Annotated in this window: 23 protein-coding genes and 1 pseudogene; 7 read left to right on the top strand and 17 right to left on the bottom strand. The window is 40.5% G+C overall.

All coding sequences use genetic code 11. From position 1 onward, the window contains the following. Nucleotides 1-71 precede the first annotated feature (71 nt). Nucleotides 72-2,801 (bottom strand): aconitate hydratase AcnA, encoded by a 2,730-nt coding sequence (acnA, locus tag AC0OMA_RS09940; RefSeq protein WP_181219266.1) that lies wholly within the window; start codon nucleotides 2,799-2,801, stop codon nucleotides 72-74. Nucleotides 2,802-3,028: 227 nt separating this feature from the next. On the opposite strand from acnA, the gene sspO reads away from it, so the two are divergent. From sspO to yneK, 4 genes are all read left to right on the top strand, one after another. Further along, a complete protein-coding gene (gene sspO / locus AC0OMA_RS09935; RefSeq protein ID WP_474222432.1) occupies nucleotides 3,029-3,211 on the top strand; it encodes a small acid-soluble spore protein O in 183 nt (60 codons plus the stop codon). Then, a complete protein-coding gene (locus AC0OMA_RS09930; protein ID WP_003221237.1) occupies nucleotides 3,208-3,354 on the top strand; it encodes a small acid-soluble spore protein P in 147 nt (48 codons plus the stop codon). The genes sspO and AC0OMA_RS09930 overlap by 4 nt, the downstream gene beginning before the upstream one ends. 80 nt (nucleotides 3,355-3,434) lie before the next feature. Then, nucleotides 3,435-3,827 carry an outer spore coat protein CotM gene (cotM, locus tag AC0OMA_RS09925; protein ID WP_181219264.1) on the top strand — a complete coding sequence of 131 codons (393 nt, stop codon included), beginning with the start codon at nucleotides 3,435-3,437 and terminating at the stop codon, nucleotides 3,825-3,827. A gap of 233 nt (nucleotides 3,828-4,060) precedes the next feature. Next, nucleotides 4,061-4,489: a DynA interaction protein YneK gene (yneK, locus tag AC0OMA_RS09920; protein ID WP_003231580.1), complete on the top strand. Its 429-nt coding sequence runs from the start codon at nucleotides 4,061-4,063 to the stop codon at nucleotides 4,487-4,489. A gap of 30 nt (nucleotides 4,490-4,519) precedes the next feature. Here yneK and AC0OMA_RS09915 read toward each other — a convergent pair whose 3' ends face one another. The 3 genes from AC0OMA_RS09915 to ccdA all read right to left on the bottom strand — a co-directional run bounded on the left by AC0OMA_RS09915 (nucleotide 4,520) and on the right by ccdA (nucleotide 6,248). Continuing rightward, nucleotides 4,520-5,011 (bottom strand): CcdC family protein, encoded by a 492-nt coding sequence (locus AC0OMA_RS09915; protein WP_072174017.1) that lies wholly within the window; start codon nucleotides 5,009-5,011, stop codon nucleotides 4,520-4,522. Between the two features lie 78 nt (nucleotides 5,012-5,089). Next, nucleotides 5,090-5,452 carry a response regulator gene (locus AC0OMA_RS09910; RefSeq protein ID WP_003245707.1) on the bottom strand — a complete coding sequence of 121 codons (363 nt, stop codon included), beginning with the start codon at nucleotides 5,450-5,452 and terminating at the stop codon, nucleotides 5,090-5,092. Between the two features lie 88 nt (nucleotides 5,453-5,540). Continuing rightward, a complete protein-coding gene (gene ccdA / locus AC0OMA_RS09905; protein WP_063335412.1) occupies nucleotides 5,541-6,248 on the bottom strand; it encodes a cytochrome c-type biogenesis protein CcdA in 708 nt (235 codons plus the stop codon). A 219-nt stretch (nucleotides 6,249-6,467) separates the two neighbouring features. Here ccdA and ynzD point away from each other — a divergent pair, with 219 nt between their 5' ends. Beyond that, entirely contained in the window at nucleotides 6,468-6,641 is a 174-nt protein-coding gene (gene ynzD / locus AC0OMA_RS09900; RefSeq protein ID WP_010886518.1) for an aspartyl-phosphate phosphatase YnzD, read from the top strand. 73 nt (nucleotides 6,642-6,714) lie between these two features. Here ynzD and AC0OMA_RS09895 read toward each other — a convergent pair whose 3' ends face one another. From AC0OMA_RS09895 to yneA, 6 genes are all read right to left on the bottom strand, one after another. Then, entirely contained in the window at nucleotides 6,715-6,933 is a 219-nt protein-coding gene (locus tag AC0OMA_RS09895; protein WP_003221221.1) for a YneF family protein, read from the bottom strand. 85 nt (nucleotides 6,934-7,018) lie between these two features. After that, entirely contained in the window at nucleotides 7,019-7,465 is a 447-nt protein-coding gene (gene sirA, locus AC0OMA_RS09890; RefSeq protein WP_015383766.1) for a sporulation inhibitor of replication protein SirA, read from the bottom strand. Nucleotides 7,466-7,617: 152 nt separating this feature from the next. Next, nucleotides 7,618-9,621, bottom strand: a complete 2,004-nt coding sequence (gene tkt, locus AC0OMA_RS09885; protein ID WP_015483285.1) for a transketolase — start codon at nucleotides 9,619-9,621, stop codon at nucleotides 7,618-7,620. A 168-nt stretch (nucleotides 9,622-9,789) separates the two neighbouring features. Further along, a complete protein-coding gene (locus AC0OMA_RS09880; protein WP_003231595.1) occupies nucleotides 9,790-10,023 on the bottom strand; it encodes a DUF896 domain-containing protein in 234 nt (77 codons plus the stop codon). Nucleotides 10,024-10,086: 63 nt separating this feature from the next. Further along, nucleotides 10,087-10,740: a YneB family resolvase-like protein gene (locus AC0OMA_RS09875; protein ID WP_015383764.1), complete on the bottom strand. Its 654-nt coding sequence runs from the start codon at nucleotides 10,738-10,740 to the stop codon at nucleotides 10,087-10,089. A gap of 18 nt (nucleotides 10,741-10,758) precedes the next feature. Then, nucleotides 10,759-11,076: a cell division suppressor protein YneA gene (gene yneA, locus AC0OMA_RS09870; RefSeq protein WP_474222087.1), complete on the bottom strand. Its 318-nt coding sequence runs from the start codon at nucleotides 11,074-11,076 to the stop codon at nucleotides 10,759-10,761. Between the two features lie 149 nt (nucleotides 11,077-11,225). On the opposite strand from yneA, the gene lexA reads away from it, so the two are divergent. Then, nucleotides 11,226-11,843 (top strand): transcriptional repressor LexA, encoded by a 618-nt coding sequence (lexA, locus tag AC0OMA_RS09865; RefSeq protein ID WP_003238209.1) that lies wholly within the window; start codon nucleotides 11,226-11,228, stop codon nucleotides 11,841-11,843. A gap of 371 nt (nucleotides 11,844-12,214) precedes the next feature. On the opposite strand, the pseudogene AC0OMA_RS09860 reads toward lexA, so the two are convergent. Together AC0OMA_RS09860 and fosB are read right to left on the bottom strand one after the other, a co-directional pair. Continuing rightward, nucleotides 12,215-12,472: pseudogene (locus tag AC0OMA_RS09860) on the bottom strand (hypothetical protein). After that, a complete protein-coding gene (gene fosB, locus AC0OMA_RS09855) occupies nucleotides 12,381-12,815 on the bottom strand; it encodes a metallothiol transferase FosB (protein ID WP_015383763.1) in 435 nt (144 codons plus the stop codon). Before fosB ends, AC0OMA_RS09860 begins: the two are co-directional and overlap by 92 nt. Nucleotides 12,816-13,019: 204 nt before the next feature. On the opposite strand from fosB, the gene AC0OMA_RS09850 reads away from it, so the two are divergent. Next, nucleotides 13,020-13,469, top strand: coding sequence for a YndM family protein (locus tag AC0OMA_RS09850; RefSeq protein ID WP_015483284.1), 450 nt, complete (start codon nucleotides 13,020-13,022; stop codon nucleotides 13,467-13,469). 26 nt (nucleotides 13,470-13,495) lie between these two features. On the opposite strand, the gene pghL is transcribed toward AC0OMA_RS09850, so the two are convergent. From pghL to AC0OMA_RS09825, 5 genes are all read right to left on the bottom strand, one after another. Next, nucleotides 13,496-14,254, bottom strand: a complete 759-nt coding sequence (gene pghL / locus AC0OMA_RS09845) for a gamma-polyglutamate hydrolase PghL (RefSeq protein WP_474222086.1) — start codon at nucleotides 14,252-14,254, stop codon at nucleotides 13,496-13,498. Between the two features lie 224 nt (nucleotides 14,255-14,478). After that, complete coding sequence (locus AC0OMA_RS09840; RefSeq protein WP_474222431.1) at nucleotides 14,479-14,793, bottom strand: hypothetical protein; 315 nt, start codon at nucleotides 14,791-14,793, stop codon at nucleotides 14,479-14,481. Between the two features lie 86 nt (nucleotides 14,794-14,879). After that, complete coding sequence (locus AC0OMA_RS09835; RefSeq protein WP_474222085.1) at nucleotides 14,880-16,520, bottom strand: YndJ family protein; 1,641 nt, start codon at nucleotides 16,518-16,520, stop codon at nucleotides 14,880-14,882. Beyond that, nucleotides 16,517-17,134, bottom strand: a complete 618-nt coding sequence (locus tag AC0OMA_RS09830) for a DUF4166 domain-containing protein (RefSeq protein WP_268555157.1) — start codon at nucleotides 17,132-17,134, stop codon at nucleotides 16,517-16,519. The genes AC0OMA_RS09835 and AC0OMA_RS09830 overlap by 4 nt, the downstream gene beginning before the upstream one ends. Before the next feature lie 4 nt (nucleotides 17,135-17,138). Continuing rightward, nucleotides 17,139-17,945, bottom strand: a complete 807-nt coding sequence (locus AC0OMA_RS09825) for a hypothetical protein (RefSeq protein ID WP_474222084.1) — start codon at nucleotides 17,943-17,945, stop codon at nucleotides 17,139-17,141. Nucleotides 17,946-17,976 lie beyond the last annotated feature (31 nt).

The raw sequence follows: 17,976 nt of genomic DNA, 5'->3' as shown, positions 1-17,976 counted from the left end.
CAGCACATTGTGTCATAAATTGTGTCATAAAAAGAAGAGAAAGCGAAATGCCTTCTCTTCCTATTGATTCATCAGGACTGCTTCATTTTTTCACGAAGCACCATTTGAAGGATGCCGCCATGGCGGTAGTAATCAATTTCAACTTCACTATCAAAGCGGACGACTGCTTCAAAAGTTGTTACATTGCCGTCTTCATTGATTGCTCTTACAGTCACAAGGTCACGAGGACGAACTGTTTCATCAACATCTACCTCGATGACTTCTTTACCCGTTAAGCCGAGTGTATCCGAATTTTCACCTTGTTTAAACTGAAGCGGCAGCACACCCATGAATACAAGGTTGCTTCTGTGAATTCTTTCAAAGCTCTCTGCAATGACCGTTCTGATGCCGAGAAGGTTTGTTCCTTTTGCAGCCCAGTCACGTGAAGATCCCATACCATAGTCTTTTCCTGCTAATACGACAAGACCAGTTTTATCTTCTTTGTATTTCATGCACGCATCATAGATGGATGTTACTTCACCAGTCGGCCAGTACGTCGTAAATCCGCCTTCTGTACCTGGTGCAATTTGGTTTTTGATGCGAATGTTTGCAAATGTTCCTCTCATCATAACTTCATGGTTTCCGCGGCGGGAACCGTAGGAGTTAAAGTCACGAGGAGAAACCCCTTTTTCTTGCAAATACTTTCCGGCAGGCGTATCTTTTCCGATTGCCCCCGCAGGAGAAATATGGTCAGTTGTGACTGAATCGCCGAATTTACCGACAACACGCAAACCTTTTAATGGTTCAACCTTGCCTGGCTCAACAGACATTTCTTCGAAGAATGGCGGGTTTTGAATGTAAGTTGACTCGCTATCCCATTTATATAAAGCTTCATCTGTTGTTTCAATTTCGTTCCAGCGCTTGTTGTCATCAAATACTGTTTCATACTCTTTGCGGAATAGCTCTGGCGTAACAGTTTGCTTAACAAGTGCATTGATTTCGTCCATTGACGGCCAAATATCATTAAAGTATACCTTTTGACCATCCTTGCCCACACCGATTGGATCGGTTTTCAGGTTAATGTTTACCGTTCCAGCCAGCGCATATGCCACAACAAGTGGCGGTGAAGCAAGATAGTTGCCTTTAACAAGCGGGTGAATACGTCCTTCAAAGTTACGGTTTCCGGAAAGGACAGACGTAATCAGAAGATCATTTTTCGCAACCGCTTCTTCGATTTCCGGTGAAAGCGGACCTGAGTTCCCGATACATGTTGTACAGCCGTACCCAACGAGGTTAAAGCCAAGCTCTTTCATGTATGGAAGAAGGCCTGAATTCACAAGATATCCTGTAACAACTTTAGAACCCGGTGCAAGTGACGTTTTCACGTAATTAGGCACCTTAAGCCCTAACTCAACCGCTTTTTTCGCTACCAGTCCGGCGCCGATCAGAACGTATGGGTTTGATGTATTTGTACAGCTTGTAATCGCAGCAATGGCGATCGCACCCGTTTTCATAACTGTTTCTTCGCCGTTAAGGAGTTTAAACTTAATTTCTTTATTTTCTTCCTCAGCATTTAAACCGAATCCTTGGTTACCTGCAGGGCTGACTAATTGCTTTTTAAACGTTTCCTGCATAGCAGATAGCGGAATCAAATCCTGAGGACGCTTTGGACCCGATAAGTTTGCTTCAATTTGAGACAGGTCAATTTCAACCACATCAGTAAATTGAGGGTCTTCCGCATCTGGAGTGTAGAACAAACCATTGCTTCTGCAGTATGCTTCAACAACATCAATATGTTCAGGATCACGGCCAGTCAGGCGCAGGTAGTTAAGCGCTTCTTCATCTACTGGGAAGAATCCGCATGTAGCACCGTATTCCGGAGCCATATTCGCAATTGTTGCGCGATCTGCAAGCGGCAGTTCAGCAATTCCCGGTCCGAAGAATTCAACAAATTTACCGACAACGCCTTTTTCACGCAGCACTTGTGTTACTTTTAACGCCAAGTCAGTAGCTGTTGTTCCGTTTGGAAGCTTGCCAATAAGTTTCGCGCCGATTACCTCTGGAACTGGGAAGTAAGAAGGCTGTCCAAGCATTCCCGCTTCAGCTTCAATTCCACCGACACCCCAGCCGAGAACACCGATACCGTTAATCATTGTTGTGTGTGAGTCTGTTCCGACAAGCGTATCAGGATACGTTACAAGCTCGCCGTCTTCTTCAATGGCATGGACAACACTTGCCAAGAACTCAAGGTTAACCTGGTGCACAATACCTGTTGCAGGCGGCACTGCCTGATAATTGTTAAACGCTTTCTTTGCCCAGCTTAAAAATTTGTAGCGCTCTGCATTTCTTTCGAATTCCAAGTCCATATTTACTGCTAATGCATCTTCTGTACCCGCTTTATCTACCTGTACAGAGTGGTCGATAACGAGATCAACAGGAATTTCAGGGTTGATTTTATCAGGATCTCCGCCGACAGCTGCCATTGCTTTACGCAGTGAAGCCAGATCTACTACTGCCGGAACCCCTGTGAAGTCTTGTAAAATAACACGAGACGGTTTGAACGGAACGTCGATATCCTTTAATTCGGCAGTTCCCCATTTTGCCAAATTTTCCACGTGTTCTTTTTTGATAACGAAGCCGTCAACTTGACGCAATACTGATTCTAAAAGAACTTTGATGGAATAAGGAAGCTTCGAAACCTTTCCTATACCTGAATCTTCCAACGCTTTTAAAGAGTAGTAATGATATGTTTTCCCATTTGTAGTAAACGTTTTTCTTGCTTGGAAAACGTCTTTTGCTGCAGTTTTTTGCTCGTTTGCCATTCTCCAAAATCCCCCTTCAGATCAGATCATTCTCAGATGAACATTACATTCCATCACAATTTTCTCACAATTTCATATTAAAACAAAATCATACATAAGTAAATATCAATGTTTTTATTAAATACAATAAGTTCGACTTATGAGAAAAATGTACCGGTAATTTTTACTGTTTACGCTCTCTCATATAACACAATAAAAGGAGCCATATTATGATTGAGGTGATAATGATGGTCAAAAGAAAAGCGAATCACGTAATTAACGGAATGAATGACGCAAAAAGCCAAGGCAAAGGCGCCGGCTATATTGAAAACGACCAGCTTGTACTGACTGAAGCAGAACGCCAAAATAACAAAAAAAAGAAAAACCAATCAATAACACCGAACTCTTTTAAGGAGGTTCTCAATTTATGACCAATAAGAATACAAGTAAAGATATGCATAAAAACGCCCCTAAAGGACACAATCCCGGACAACCCGAGCCTCTAAGCGGAAGCAAAAAAGTAAAGAACCGAAACCATACAAGACAAAAGCACAACTCAAGCCATGATATGTAAGAAAAGCAGACCTTAGTGTCTGTTTTTTTATGCGTTCACCCATTAATAATCCACCGCATATGATGTTAAGCAAGGTTGATATGTGGAGGAATGCTTCCATGAACCATTCAAAACGCAACGATGCGAATGATTTCGATAGTATGGGTGAATGGCTTCGGCAATTTTTTGAAGACCCCTTCGCCTGGTACGACGAAACATTGCCTATTGATTTATATGAAACAAGTCAGCAGTATATTATAGAAGCGGATCTGACTTTTTTACAGCCTACACAAGTAACAGTTACCCTTTCTGGATGCGAGTTCATCTTAACTGTCAAATCGTCAGGACAGACTTTTGAAAAACAAATGATGCTTCCTTTTTATTTTAATGACAAAACCATTCAAGCCGAATGCGAAAATCAAATACTCACAGTCGCCGTCAATAAAGAAACAGAAGATGGCTCTTCTTTTTCTCTTCAATTTCCTCTCAGCTAAACATAAAAAGTCACTTTCATCCCCTATTATGAAAGTGACTTTTTTTCCGTCCATTTATCGTCAAATACCCTCTAGTGACTCTCCCATGGCCAAATAGCAGATTCACTATACAATAGAATATGATCTACTATCTCTTTTGACTAGACGTCTATCACTTTTTTCTATTCTTTTTTTACTGTGTTCTTCTAATCTCTCTTCGTATACAATATGGTTAGAATAAGGGGGAATGATTGATGCTGGAAGGATGGTTTTTATGGTTTATTCTGTTTTGGGTGATCATGATGGTAGTCTTATTATCAATCGGCGGTTTTTTCATGTTTCGAAAGTTTTTAAAACGTTTACCAAAAGAGGACGGCAGATCAGAGCTTGATTGGCAGGATTACTATATTGAAAACAGCAGACATTTATGGAACGATGAAAACAAACAGTTTCTAGATGAATTGACTGCGCCGGTGCCAGAACTGTTCAGAGATGCAGCAAAAGCCAAAATCGCAGGCAAAATCGGTGAGCTTGCATTAAAAGAAAAGGTAGCAAAGATTGATCAGCAACTTATGATCAAAGGCTATATTCTCGCAACTCCTAAAAGAGACCATACCTTCTTAAAAAGGCATCTGCGGGACAAAAAAATCGATTTGGAACCTTATCAGACCCTTCTCAAATAAAAAACCTTTCCTCTTGTCAGGAAAGGTTTTTTAATTCATTTGAATATTAGCTGACTGCAGCTCGTTATGAAGTTTGCGATATGATAAATACATGGCGATTCTCCAAGGCACAATCATACCGAAAGCCAGAATCCAAAACATTCCGCTCAGTGCACCATAATCGATTGATGTGCTCAAGATCGATTTCATCACGATTCTGATCACCAAAAGACCGACTAATATAAAAACAAATGCTTTAGAGCGTTTCATGTAAATTTCATTATTTTTAATTTCGAACTTAGAAGTTTTGATTAGAAAAATAGAGAAAATCACACCTAAAGTGAATGCTTCCAAAAACTCTGCACCAGTTACCCAAAATACCGGAAATAAAAACATTAACGCTCCCGTACTCATAAAAATCGGCGGAAGAATGATTTTTTTTGGTGAAACGGGCTTGTCAGAGGACTTTATTCTGACCACCATCACAGCTACAGCCATTAACACAGCAATAATCGATGAAACTATAATCATCATACTTATCATTCCTTTGTTTCTCGGAGTGTTGATACTATATACTATACTCCAAAACAATAAAAAAAACCATTTTGAAAAGAAATGACTTTAATGTCCCATAACGCGGCTTACAGCTTCCAGCACTTTTGTTTCCTCAAACGGCTTAACAATAAAATCCTTTGCCCCCAGCTCAATTGCTTCCGTTACAATTCTTTGCTGGCGCATGGCAGTGCACATGATGACCTTCGCTTTAGGATCAAAGGTTAAGATATCACGAAGCGCTTTAATGCCGTTTTTCACCGGCATTGTAATATCCATTGTTACAAGGTCCGGGCGCAGTTTTTTATACAGGTCCGCTGCTTGTTCACCGTCCGCCGCTTCGCCTGCGATTATGTAATTTGCCTCTTCCAAGATCTCTCTGATTTTTACTCTCATGAACTTGGCGTCGTCTACAACTAAAACTCTTGTCATATTCCCCTCCAACAATCGATTTCCACAGATAATAGTCTTATTGTACCAAAAACAAAAGGATTAGTAGTAGTACGAAAGTAATTTACCGTCAAAAACCAGTAAAGCCTCCAAAAAGATCTGACAGCAAAATAATGATCAGGCTCATCCAATTAAAGAATAACAGCACACCAATCACAATCATCAAAACGCCGCCAGCTTTCATAATTAAAAGCTGGTTCTTCCTTATCCACTTCAGCTTTGTGATAAAAAAAGACAATAAAAGAAACGGTACCGCAAAACCGAGTACATATAACATCATGTATGGCACCGCTGAGCCCGGATTGGTGCCTGCAAGTGTGATAACAGCACCTAATATCGGACCGGTACATGGTGTCCATCCAGCTGCAAATGCCATTCCGATTAAGACCGACCCTAAAAACCCGCTTGGTTTATGCTTAAAATGGATTCTCCGTTCTTTCATCATAGCCTCAGGCCGGAACACACCTAGTGTAATGAAACCGAACAAAATAATAAGCAACGCGCCAATTTGCCGAATCGCATCGTGATAATCCCTAAACAGGCTGCCAATAAAAGATGTTCCATAGCCTAAAGCAATAAAAATGACTGAAAAGCCAAGCAAAAAACACAAAGTATGAAACAGGCTTCTTTTCTGCAGCAGCAGCTTTTCTGTTTTTACATCGTCCATGCTGACCCCTGTAATATATGACAAAAAAGCTGGGTAAAGCGGCAGGCAGCAAGGCGAAATAAAGGATAAAAACCCCGCTCCGAATGTCAAAAAATAATTCACGTCTCCCATGTCATCATCCCTTCATGATTTGACATTCCTTCAAGTTATGACAAAATCATTTCATTTTTTTAACACTTTCACTTGAAGGATTTCTATTTTCAGAAAAAACTTATATAATTTAATTTGACATTGAGACATTATACTCCTTCTCATTTGAAAATTAGTATAAATATGGATATAATATAAACATTCACTTTGAAGATCTAATGTATGAAAGGATACATCCCTGTGATTAGAGAGCATCTATTAAAAGAAATTGAAAAAAAAAGAGCAGAGCTGCTGCAAATTGTCATGGCGAACGGAATGACATCTCATATTACGATAGAGCTCAGTCAGGAGCTTGACCATCTTCTCATACAATATCAAAAGCAGCGCCTTCGTGCAGTAGCGGGTGATGAATGATTGCAAAATAAAAAACCCGTATAAGGGTTTTTTATTTTATAACCATGTTTCTCTATATCATAATCTTTACGTATTATTTCGTTTGATTATTCATGGCTTTCATCATTTGATTGATTTTCTTTTGAGAAGGTTTCATTCCCATTTGCATCATCATCATGCGTAACATTTGTTCATTAATAGGCGGATTCTTTTTCAGGTAGCTCATCATATATTTACGAGCAATAAAAAACCCGAGTGCAACACCTATGAGCAATGCAACAACGCCCACTAGGATGCCAACCCATAAAGTCATTTTATTTCCTCCTTCATGTTGTCTAGTTTAAAGTGTACTAAACCAAAAGCTATTATACAACATTTACATCTCTTTTTCTTCGGTTTTAGACAAAATTTCTTTCTTTCACCGGATTTAGCCATCCGTAACGCTTCGAATTGAAATCCATTGCTAAAAAGCAAGGGCTTACTTTTCTTAACACTTCAAAGAATATCGTTTCTGCCTCGTAATCTCCCGAAGCCACAATTTCTATCATGTGCTCCTTCATCATAAACGTCGCATGGCCTTTTGCTTTCGGCAAAGCTATTCTATAAATATAATCCAGCTGCCTGTAATCCGTCTTGTTTAAATTCAATTTTAACCGCTGATGCATATGTAAAATCGGGATTGGTTGTGTAATATATTGAATCTGTTTCTCTGTCATTTCATACTGCTGCTTTTCAAGGCTTGTCCAATGATAGTCTTGAAACAGCTCAAACATAACCGATTCCCGGCCGAAATAGTGATTGGCAAATTCCTCTTTGATCAGGTACGTATAGTAGTGACGTTCCATCTTTTCATCCCCTTTTCCAGCAGCATTTCATTTGCTCTCTATTATACAAAAGAAGAAAAGAAAGAATTGTCTATTACTGTTAAACAGCCAATACTATTTTTGTCGGATAAACAAGAAAAAGAGGATGATTTGACCCATCCTCTTTCAAAAGCTTACTTATTGATTAATGCCTTAACTCGATTCACTACGTTCGGAACTGAGAAGCCGTATTCGTTAATGATGGTTTCACCTGGAGCAGATGCACCGAATCGGTCTATGCCGAGAACGTCACCTTCAAGCCCCGTGTATTTGCCCCATCCAAATGATGAGCCCATTTCAATTGCAAGACGTTTTTTCACATCTGCAGGAAGGACTTCGTTTTTGTATTCATCAGATTGTTTCTCAAAACGGTCCATTGAAGGCATGCTGACAACAGAAACATCGATATTTTCTTTTGCCAATTCAGCCTGCGCTTCAATTGCAAGACCTACCTCTGATCCGGAAGCGATGAGAAGAGCGTCAGGTGTTTCGTTTTTAGATTTAGAAACGACATATGCACCTTTTTCTACTCCTGCCAATGCTTCTTCAGATGTTTGATCGATGGTAGGAAGGTTTTGACGTGTAAGCACTAGCGCTGTTGGGTGGTCAGTGCTTTGCACTGCAAGCTTCCATGCTGCTGCTGTCTCATTGCCGTCTGCTGGACGGATCAAAGAAAGGTTAGGCATCGCACGGAGTGAAGCAAGCTGTTCAACAGGCTCGTGCGTCGGACCGTCTTCACCTACCGCAATACTGTCATGTGTGAAGACATATGTCACAGGAAGGCCCATTAACGCTGCAAGGCGAACCGCAGGACGGAGGTAATCAGAGAAGACAAAGAAAGTTCCGCCGAATACACGAAGACCGCCATGAAGCGCCATACCGTTTAAGGCTGCACCCATCGCAAATTCACGTACACCAAACCAGAAGTTTTTGCCTGAGTAATCAACCGCTGTAAAATCACCGGCATTTTTAATAGTCGTTTTGTTCGATCCCGCTAGGTCAGCAGAACCTCCGACAAAGAAAGGAATTTTTTTCGCAAGTCCGTTGAGAACTTCACCGGAAGATGCACGGGATGCCAGGCTGCTTCCTTTTTCATACACAGGAACCTCTTGATCCCAGTCCTTCGGAAGCTCTCCTTTGATTGCCAGTTCAAGCTGTTCAGCAAGTTCAGGATAAACTTCTTTATATTTAGCGAATTGAGCATTCCATTCTTGTTCTTTTTTCTCACCTGATTCTTTAACAGCTGCAGCGAAATGCTCATAAACTTCTGACGGAACGTAGAAGTCTTCTTCATACGTCCACGCGTAAGCTTCTTTTGTTAATTTGCTTTCCTCTTTACCAAGCGGCGCACCGTGAACACCGGATGTACCGGCACGGTTAGGTGAACCGAATCCGATTGTCGTTTTCACTTCAATTAATGTAGGTTTCTTTTCATTTTGGCGTGCTTTTTCGATAGCCGCTGTTAATTCTTCAATATTGTTTCCATCCTCAACATAAAGAACTTCCCAATTCATTGCTTCAAAACGCTGTTTCACGTTTTCAGAGAATGAACGGTCGAGGTCTCCATCAAGAGAGATGTCATTAGAATCGTATAGTACGATCAGACGGCCAAGCTGAAGATGGCCTGCGAGTGAAGCGGCTTCAGAAGAAATACCTTCCATTAAATCACCATCACCGCAAATACTGTATGTATAATGATCGACTACGTTAAATGAATCGCGGTTGTATGTTTCCGCTAAATGGCGTTCAGCAATTGCCATACCGACTGCCATGGCAATTCCTTGACCAAGCGGTCCTGTTGTAGCATCAACACCGGCAGTATGTCCGAATTCCGGGTGTCCAGGTGTTTTGCTGCCCCACTGGCGGAATCCCTTAAGATCTTCAATACTAAGATCAAACCCGCTTAAATGAAGCATGCTGTATAATAGTGCTGACCCGTGTCCAGCAGATAAAACAAAACGGTCACGGTTAAACCAGCCAGGGTTTGCCGGACTTACGTTCATAAATTTTGTCCACAGCGTGTATGCCATTGGAGCGGCTCCCATCGGCATCCCTGGGTGACCAGAATTTGCTTTTTCAATAGCGTCTATTGACAGTGTGCGAATGGTAGCAACTGATTTCTTTTCAATTGTATCCATAAAAATCCCCTTCCTTATGTGTTGTACCCTTACATCATAAATGTCTGACGACTTTTTCTCAACTGTTTCAGCTTAAATTTGAGAGAAACTTGTTGAATTTTGTCACATAAGAGTTTTGATTATAGTATATGCAAAAGAGGAATACGATATTGCCGTATTCCTCTTTTATTAGTGAAGTTTGTTATTTCTTTGTTCTCTTTTTAGCTTTTCCGGTGTTACATCATTGCCTTCTGGGTCAATGATTTTCACACTTTTTAACGTGTTCTTCATAGAAGAACGAAAACCTTTCAAGTACTCTTGACGGAGCTTTTGCTGTTCGGCTTTTTCTTCTTCTGTAATAACGCCAGCTTTAGCTTTGGCAGCAAGCTCATTAATTCTGGCAATTTTCGCGTTTGAAATCATGTTAAACTCCTTTATTGCATTTTGTCTATATAGTACTAGATCAAAAAAAGTTTTACAACTGATTCACTCTGCTGTCTCTTCATTCTCTATGTATTCCTGAAAACGCCGGTGAACGGTTGCTTTAGAGACATCATAGCCAAACCCTCTTAGGGTAGCCGCGATTTCAGCAAACGTCAGTTTATTCGCTCTTAGGCGGACGATCTCAGAGATTGGCACCTCTATTTTTTCTTTTCCACTGTTCTCATGTTGGTTTTTTAAGTTTTTTTGCGGTTTAAAACCGTTTTTTACTGCACGCTTCATTCCCCGTCTGATTTTCATGTTGTGAATCTTTCGCTGATACTCTTCCACAATGCTGACGATTTCCAAGACCATTGAGTCAGCCTCCGATAACTCCAGTTCACCTCTGTGAGCCGTTGTATAGACTTTCACACCTTCTCTGTAAATACAATGAAGCAGTGCGATTTTTGCGTTTCCCCGCCCGAGCCTTGTCTCGTCTTGAACCAAAATGACATCAATTCCAGCGTTCTTAATCTCATCAAGCAGCTCAAATACACCATCCCGATCCATTTCATATCCGCTGGCTTTTTCTGAAATCACTTTGACCACTTCCATGCCGTTCTCCGCTGCAATGGCCGTAAGCTCCTCCTCCTGCCGCTTTAATGACGTTTCCTGCTGTTCTTTATTTGTGCTTACACGGGCATAAATGAGTGCTTTCATTTTATCTCTCTTTCCTCTCTATCTTACAGTTGCCAATTCATATGCATCCTGATGCTTCTTTTTCAATGGGATCACTAACTCATCACCCGGCTGGATATCAGATGTTTGTAGTTGATTTTTATCAGCTACCCATTCAATAAAATCATTTTTGTTTATCTTTTTTGTATCTGCTACCCGATCAGCAATTGACCAAAGTGTGTCGCCTTGCTGGACTTCTATTTTAACATACTGATTAAGCTCCTGGCCGCTGCTTGTATATGACAGCATAAGGATAACCGCGCTCAAAATCACTGTGAACAGACCGACAAAAATAATAGATTCTTTACTCATGATCATAACCTCCAACAGGAATGTTTGTTCGCATTTTTATAATTTCAGTATATACGAACAAACGTTTCTGTCAATTGTTTTTTCGAACCTATGTTTGTACTGTAAGGAAAATCATGCTATAATCTTCTTAAAATCGACGTTTTGAGGTGCGAAAAATGACGAAGCTATCAAAAAGGCAACTTGATATCCTCCGTTTTATTAAAGCAGAGGTTAAATCAAAAGGATATCCGCCTTCCGTTAGAGAGATCGGAGAGGCTGTCGGGCTTGCGTCCAGCTCTACTGTCCACGGCCATTTGGCCCGCTTGGAAACAAAAGGACTGATCAGACGGGATCCGACAAAACCAAGAGCAATAGAAATTCTTGATGAAGAAGTAGACATTCCGCAAAGCCAGGTCGTTAATGTACCGGTCATCGGGAAAGTCACGGCGGGATCTCCTATTACAGCAGTAGAAAATATTGAAGAATATTTTCCGCTCCCTGACCGCATGGTTCCTCCAGACGAGCATGTATTTATGCTGGAGATTATGGGAGACAGTATGATAGATGCCGGTATTCTCGATAAGGACTATGTCATCGTTAAACAGCAAAACACAGCGAACAATGGGGAAATTGTAGTTGCGATGACAGAAGATGATGAAGCAACTGTAAAACGATTCTATAAAGAGGATACCCACATTCGCTTGCAGCCTGAGAACCCAACGATGGAACCTATCATTTTGCAGAATGTCAGCATTCTAGGGAAAGTGATTGGCGTGTTCAGAACCGTCCATTAATCTATTGATCTATCAGATGCATGAAATAACCCCCTCTTCCTTTACGGAGAGGGGGTTTGTTGTTCAAAAAAAGCAGGCTCGCCCTGACTTTTGGGTGCGAGCCTGAATAGGAGGAAAAAGAACATCATGTTTACACCATAATTATCCACCAAAAGATTGTTGAAGTCAAGAAATTTTTTTTCCTTCAGGAAACTTTTATCAAAATATGAACGTTTAGAATATTAGACGCTATCTTCTTAAAAACGTTTCATTTTTTAGGTCGTGGAAGGATGCGGTTTCATATTTATTAAGGGGCGAGGCAATTGAAATATAATGAAAATTTAGTACACAGTTTAATTAGTTCATATTTCTGTTAAAACAGCTCGCTTTCTTCATATAAAATGTAATGTGTATTTCAATTTCACCTTCACCCAATCACTTGTGCAGTTCAAAAGATATGGCATCGTTGAACAAGTCGGGTAGAAACCTTCCCCAAACATAAAGTCTCCCCCAACACCCTTCTTTCAATTTAACCTTATATGAAATATGGTTGTGATATCAAAAGGCCGTTTCATCATAAAAGTGCATATGCGTTTTTTCTTGTTTGTAATATCGAAGCCTGTCTTGAAGGGTTCCGGTATGAAATTCAAATTTGTGGCCGTCAGGGTCGGTAAAATAAATTGATTTTCGATCGCGTTCATCTCGTTCTCTGCCAGGCAGAATATTGACATGTTGTCTTTTTAATTTAGCTGACACCTCCTCAAATTCATGATCTTCAATTGTAAAAGCAATATGGGTATAAGAAAGCTTAATGTCATTTCTCGGGATGTCTGGTTCTTCATTAAGAGCTAGCCAGATGCCGTTCATATCAAAATATGCAGTTGTTCTTCCCTTTACCAATAGCTTTGCACCAAACACTTTTTGATAAAAATCAATCGATGTATCCAAATGCGAAACTGAAAATAGCAAGTGATTGATTCCTTTTATCTCCACAAATCATTCCCCCCTTGAAAGCTGATCACCACATATACGACTTTTTCATAAGAAAGTTTCATACAGCTGAAAAAAATACCAGTGTAAACAAAAACGGACTGTTTAAAATAGTAACATGACATTATGAATGGTTTTGAATTGCATTATTTATCACTTGTTTACGCCCAAGAATTTCCTTCAAAAAATAACAATTTAGGTGGTCAAATGAAACATATCATTGCGCTTGCTTCAAAGATTGCTTTCACTCTCGCCCTTTTATATGTGATTTTGGACAGAGTCTATCACGCATCCTTTTTAAGTGTGATGTTTATTGCACTTTTCTTAGGTTTTGTTTCTTATCTTTCTGGTGACATGCTCGTCTTACCCAGAACAAACAATATTACAGCTTCATTGGCTGACTTTGGCCTTTCATTCGTTATTCTTTGGGTATTTGTTTTAACCCAAACAAGAAACGATTTCTCACCATTTGGAGCGGCTCTCCTTTCCGCTGCCTGTCTTACTGTTTTTGAATACTTTTTTCATCGGTATTTACTGAAAAATGTGCTTGATGAAAATTTCCGAAATGAACTGTCAGCGAGAGATAACACGTTGCAGTATCAAACGGAAGCCGCAGACGAGTTGTTTCCCGAAACGAATGAGAAACATAAGGAATAGGAGGCTGTCTTATCGCCTCCTATTTTTCAGTAGCTATTTTTGAGAAAACGGAACATCACTTCTGTAAACTCATAAAACCTCTCATTTTGAGTAACAGCTCTGCTTTTTAAAGAAAAGATGCCGAACAAAGACTTTCGAAAGCCAGTGCTCATTTCTATCTGGATACTTAAACCTGTTTTTGATTTATTTGCAATGTTATTCGGACTAACGCCCGCATGCGGATGGTCCGTATTGAGCAATACAGCAGGAAAACCGGCATGCTGCAATTTCTCAACTAAATCTGCCGCTCTTACGCGATCTGTACCGCCGACTTCGATCTGCTGATCTTCTTCTGCGTACCCGTGTAATGAAATGACATATTCATGGTTTCCCGTCATTTTAAGGGCCCGAGGTTCATCAAAGTGCGTACTCGTAATGTGCAGGACTGAGTTTCCTGCCGATTTTAAGCCTTCAAATAAATACATCGAGTACTCTTTGCTGAGCTCTCTCGCTACTTCACTTGTCCCGCCTTCAATACCTCCTCCGTGAATAGCTAAAACAAGAACAGAGCTTCCGGTTTCTTTCGTAACAACGTCGTAATCAGAAGGATCTTCATTGTTTTTTAATTCCTCAAAATTCTGATATACATCTTCAGCATAAATTGAAGAAATCGGAGTAAATACCATAAAAATTAACAATAATTTTACAATTTTAATAGTTGATGGAAAACGTTTGGCTATGTTACAATCAACATGCTTCAAGGAATGGAGCAAACGGCGGAGCAGGGATACTTTGGCCGTTTTCATCTACTCCGCCTCTAAGTCCAAATCAACAGGATGTAGGTCTCTTTGAGGCTTTAGCACGAATTCTCTCGTCCTCCTTGTTAAATTTTTGTTAAATTCACAATATTATATACCATTAGCCCGGGCGCTGTTCTTCTCATTTTTGAATTTATGAAAAGTAAGCTGGCACCACCTCCCCCATTTCCATACAAAACAAAAATGCACCTGCCCTTTGGCCTGTGCATTTTTTATTTTCTCTTCATTCTTCGTTTTTTTGCTTGATTTAAATTCATAATGTTTTTTTCAATTTTTCTTATGTTTCGCCTTTGCGGGATTGTTTTCATTTCATAATAAACAGAAATAAACCCGCTTAATGTCACTGCTGCAATATAAAGGACGCGCTGTTTGATCATCCGGTCAGCGTGTCCATGATCATTCGCTTCTTTTTCCAGCCTTTCGATCACAGTTTTATCAAACAGCTGATCGACATACACTTGTTTCATTCCCACTGCAAACCCAGCAGCCAGCCAAAGAATCAGAAATAAACTGATATAAAACACCATAAACCCTTCCTTTCCTGTCTTGATGCGGCGCAGAATTTTAAAACAGTTCATCTATTACAACTGGCAGACGAAGCTTCTTCTTTGTATTAGGTTCTTTCAATAGGCTGGTTAATATGTGTAATGCTGTAATGAACAGTTAGAAATTTTATTCCGAACAGCCACATATGATGAACAGCGGTTAATTTGTTGTCATGTGCAGCTTCTATCAGAAAGGTTTCAGATAAAGGAAGCGGACAAGTTCCCGCTCTTGTTTGCAGATAAATCCCCTCATCCCCCGCTCTGCTTTTTCTCCGCCTGCTTGTTAAAACCAGCTTCTCCTGATGATGATATGGTTTTAAAATACCTGTCATGCTGCTGAATGGAAGCGGTAAAGAAATATTCATATACCCCTCTCCATTTGAGCGATACACTGAATAAAGAGCGGTAAAAATGGTTTCGTTTTTTTCATTTGTTCTAATCCAGGCACGAACTCTTTCCCTTCCGTCTTTTTTCGAATGAACACCTTTTATCTTGCTGTACATCCTATACCAGTCAGGGTTCGTCGAAAGATGTATTTGGCCGATTCTTCTGCTGAACCATTCGTAAATAATTGCAAGCGGCCGAAACCACGTGCTCCATGTTACTTTTGCTTTAATATTGTATTCGATGGTTTGTTCATAAAACGAAAGAATGAGCGGCGCCAGTTTTTCTGGTGAAAAATCTTTTGAACGCAGGCTGCCCATATCATCCACAAGTCCGCTGTACCGAGCGTTATTTTCAGCTTGAATATTAGCTAAAAATTCTTCTCCAATCTTTCTTTTTCCGTAGATACGGCTGAATGTCTTTACACGGTCTGCATCAAAAGGCTTCGGAACCTCTATTCTCCACCCTATAAGAGCGGGCAAGATAACACCAAACGCGTTGACAAAACCGTGAATCCAAATCATCTGATTGATGGTCAATGTAACTTCTTGCCGAAATACACCAAATGAATAAATCATCGAGAAAGCAATCGTTATCATTAAAACAGCGGAAGAAAGCCGAATAAGAAATGTCCCCGTCTTGGTGCGAAAAGCTGCCGTGAACACCAAAAATGCATGAAGATAAATCGCCGCCATATAAATGCTAACCGCAATGACATCAAGTGTTTTTGAATATGTGATGCCCAGCGCGATAAGAAGGGGCGAAAGTAAAATCACCCATGTTATCCAACTGTACAACATCCGATGCTTTCTAATGGTTCTGCCGAGTAAACCATTGAAGATCGGGATCAGAAAAGCAGAATAGTGAAAGTGGACAGCAGTCAGCAAAATGATGAGAGGGCCAAATTGCATGATCTGCAAATGGGCAGCATAAGCAAAAAACCAAAATCCTCCTCCCGCCAAATAAATAAGACCGAACAAAACTGATGTCTCTTCGATTCTATGTATCTTTGTTTCCCAAAGGCGGAGGATCACATACAATGCAATAAAAATTGTGTACGTCCACCAGATTAGCGCGAAACCCCCAACCTCCGTCACTAGAGCCAGCACCGCAAAGAATGCGGCTACAGGATAGCACTGGATTAGCCCATATTCCATAAACTGAGCAGCATGAACCGGAGATTGACGAAAAACAAAAGGAAAAATTCCCGGCACGAAAAATAGAATGGATAACAAAACGAGTGCCTCTGCCACTGAAATATCCGGTGTTTCCGCTGCAAGAAATCCAATAAAACAAAGCGCACTGACTATGCCATTTCGTTTCATGATTCTCTCTCTTCCTCTTGAAACGTTCCTTTATAAAAGAAAAGAGTGCCCAGAATTGTATTTTGCACATGCACTTCAATGGTGAAACAATTCTTTCTTTCATCAAACGTTTCGCAAACTACGGATGTACCTGTCAGCCATTTCGGCAGCGGGATACTTTTTCCGCATATCAATAGCCATTGCTTTCCCGATGTGATCGTAAGAGAGCCGTCATGAGATGCCTCGAACGTCAAAACAGACAGCAGCAGATGAGGTTTGCCGAAGAAATCAAGTATTCTATTTTCTTTCTCGTCATATATCATTATCGCGTCAAAGAAACGTTTTTTGCCTTTAAAGAAAAATGTACGATTCCATTCTATCCCTGTATGTTGCGATTTCAAAAGACAAGTTCTATTTTGTATTGTAAATGGGATGTCTTTGCCTCTTTCTGAAAAGAAGCATCTGAAAAAAACACCAAGCTTTAACAGCATTCTAACCAGAAAAGAGCCTCCGCTTATTTCTGACATCGTTCCCGTCCCGCTGAATGTATGAGACCCGTCTAATTGGTACCGTTTCTGCAGCTTGGGATGTAGCAAATGATAGTTAATAATTGATTTTTCATAAATCGAACTCACAATGTCACTTCTTTCTCTTTCGTTTTGTGCGCCTGGCACTGGGGAGCTGCAGGCTAAGAGCGCCGCTTGCAGCGGAAAACACACTCAATAGAACCCACATGAATATTTCGGAACCTAGACAAGCAAACCCAGCAAAAATACAAGCCTGGACACCATGAATGATCCATTTTCTTTTTAAAGGAATCAGCCACAAAATAGCTAAGCCTATCTCCGCTGTTCCTGCCAATATGCTTGTTTCAACACCTGCAAAGCCTTGATAGAACCAAAACAGGCTGAAAAACAGACACATGAACACATAGATGATAGCGGATCGAATGAAGCGCTTCGGATGTTTATTTTGCTCTACCCAAAGCCTTAATGCATCAAAGCTCCAGGCAGTCGCCCAGCCAAGCAGCGGTCGAAATAATAAACGATCGATCCATCTTCCCGGCAGTCCGTAGGCTGTTTTGTATTGGTACTGTGTTAAAAACGTCATTTTCCCATTTTCTCTCTGTATATACTTCCAGTAGCCGCTTCCATGCCGAATCAGAGATAATGGATGATCAGAGCCAAAAGCCAGTGAAGAAGACCTTTCAGATGAACATTTGTTGAAAACACCGACGGTTTCTCCAGTACCTGACACCTTTAATCCAAAGCCTATTTTTGTTTCGTAAAGAAACTTCTGTTTTTCGCATGGCTGTCTATTCAAATACGTGATATTAGAAAACCGGAGATCCCATTCCTTATGCAGTGATGGGTTTTGTGTATATTCCCAGAGTGTATCCAGATCAGATTTCATTTCGATTTCTACATAAATCGGATTCTGCCTCACAGCCCCTCCTCCATTCTATTTCAAGCAATTC

This window comes from Bacillus sp. AMCV2, assembly GCF_056033925.1.
Note: the sequence above shows the minus strand (reverse complement) of the source record. Positions and strands in the feature narration are given on the sequence as shown.

What these genes read in the sequence shown, in the direction of transcription:
- lexA (WP_003238209.1), top strand. Translation starts at nt 11,226, where the DNA reads ATGACGAAGCTATCAAAAAGGCAACTTGATATCCTCCGTTTTATTAAA.
- AC0OMA_RS09850 (WP_015483284.1), top strand. Translation starts at nt 13,020, where the DNA reads ATGAAACATATCATTGCGCTTGCTTCAAAGATTGCTTTCACTCTCGCC.
- tkt (WP_015483285.1), bottom strand. Translation starts at nt 9,621, where the DNA reads ATGGATACAATTGAAAAGAAATCAGTTGCTACCATTCGCACACTGTCA.
- pghL (WP_474222086.1), bottom strand. Translation starts at nt 14,254, where the DNA reads ATGAAAACGGCCAAAGTATCCCTGCTCCGCCGTTTGCTCCATTCCTTG.
- AC0OMA_RS09895 (WP_003221221.1), bottom strand. Translation starts at nt 6,933, where the DNA reads ATGACTTTATGGGTTGGCATCCTAGTGGGCGTTGTTGCATTGCTCATA.
- yneA (WP_474222087.1), bottom strand. Translation starts at nt 11,076, where the DNA reads ATGATCATGAGTAAAGAATCTATTATTTTTGTCGGTCTGTTCACAGTG.
- AC0OMA_RS09930 (WP_003221237.1), top strand. Translation starts at nt 3,208, where the DNA reads ATGACCAATAAGAATACAAGTAAAGATATGCATAAAAACGCCCCTAAA.
- sirA (WP_015383766.1), bottom strand. Translation starts at nt 7,465, where the DNA reads ATGGAACGTCACTACTATACGTACCTGATCAAAGAGGAATTTGCCAAT.
- AC0OMA_RS09880 (WP_003231595.1), bottom strand. Translation starts at nt 10,023, where the DNA reads ATGATTTCAAACGCGAAAATTGCCAGAATTAATGAGCTTGCTGCCAAA.
- yneK (WP_003231580.1), top strand. Translation starts at nt 4,061, where the DNA reads ATGCTGGAAGGATGGTTTTTATGGTTTATTCTGTTTTGGGTGATCATG.
- AC0OMA_RS09835 (WP_474222085.1), bottom strand. Translation starts at nt 16,520, where the DNA reads ATGAAACGAAATGGCATAGTCAGTGCGCTTTGTTTTATTGGATTTCTT.
- ccdA (WP_063335412.1), bottom strand. Translation starts at nt 6,248, where the DNA reads ATGGGAGACGTGAATTATTTTTTGACATTCGGAGCGGGGTTTTTATCC.
- acnA (WP_181219266.1), bottom strand. Translation starts at nt 2,801, where the DNA reads ATGGCAAACGAGCAAAAAACTGCAGCAAAAGACGTTTTCCAAGCAAGA.
- cotM (WP_181219264.1), top strand. Translation starts at nt 3,435, where the DNA reads ATGTGGAGGAATGCTTCCATGAACCATTCAAAACGCAACGATGCGAAT.
- AC0OMA_RS09910 (WP_003245707.1), bottom strand. Translation starts at nt 5,452, where the DNA reads ATGACAAGAGTTTTAGTTGTAGACGACGCCAAGTTCATGAGAGTAAAA.
- AC0OMA_RS09840 (WP_474222431.1), bottom strand. Translation starts at nt 14,793, where the DNA reads ATGGTGTTTTATATCAGTTTATTTCTGATTCTTTGGCTGGCTGCTGGG.
- AC0OMA_RS09875 (WP_015383764.1), bottom strand. Translation starts at nt 10,740, where the DNA reads ATGAAAGCACTCATTTATGCCCGTGTAAGCACAAATAAAGAACAGCAG.
- AC0OMA_RS09915 (WP_072174017.1), bottom strand. Translation starts at nt 5,011, where the DNA reads ATGATAAGTATGATGATTATAGTTTCATCGATTATTGCTGTGTTAATG.
- sspO (WP_474222432.1), top strand. Translation starts at nt 3,029, where the DNA reads ATGGTCAAAAGAAAAGCGAATCACGTAATTAACGGAATGAATGACGCA.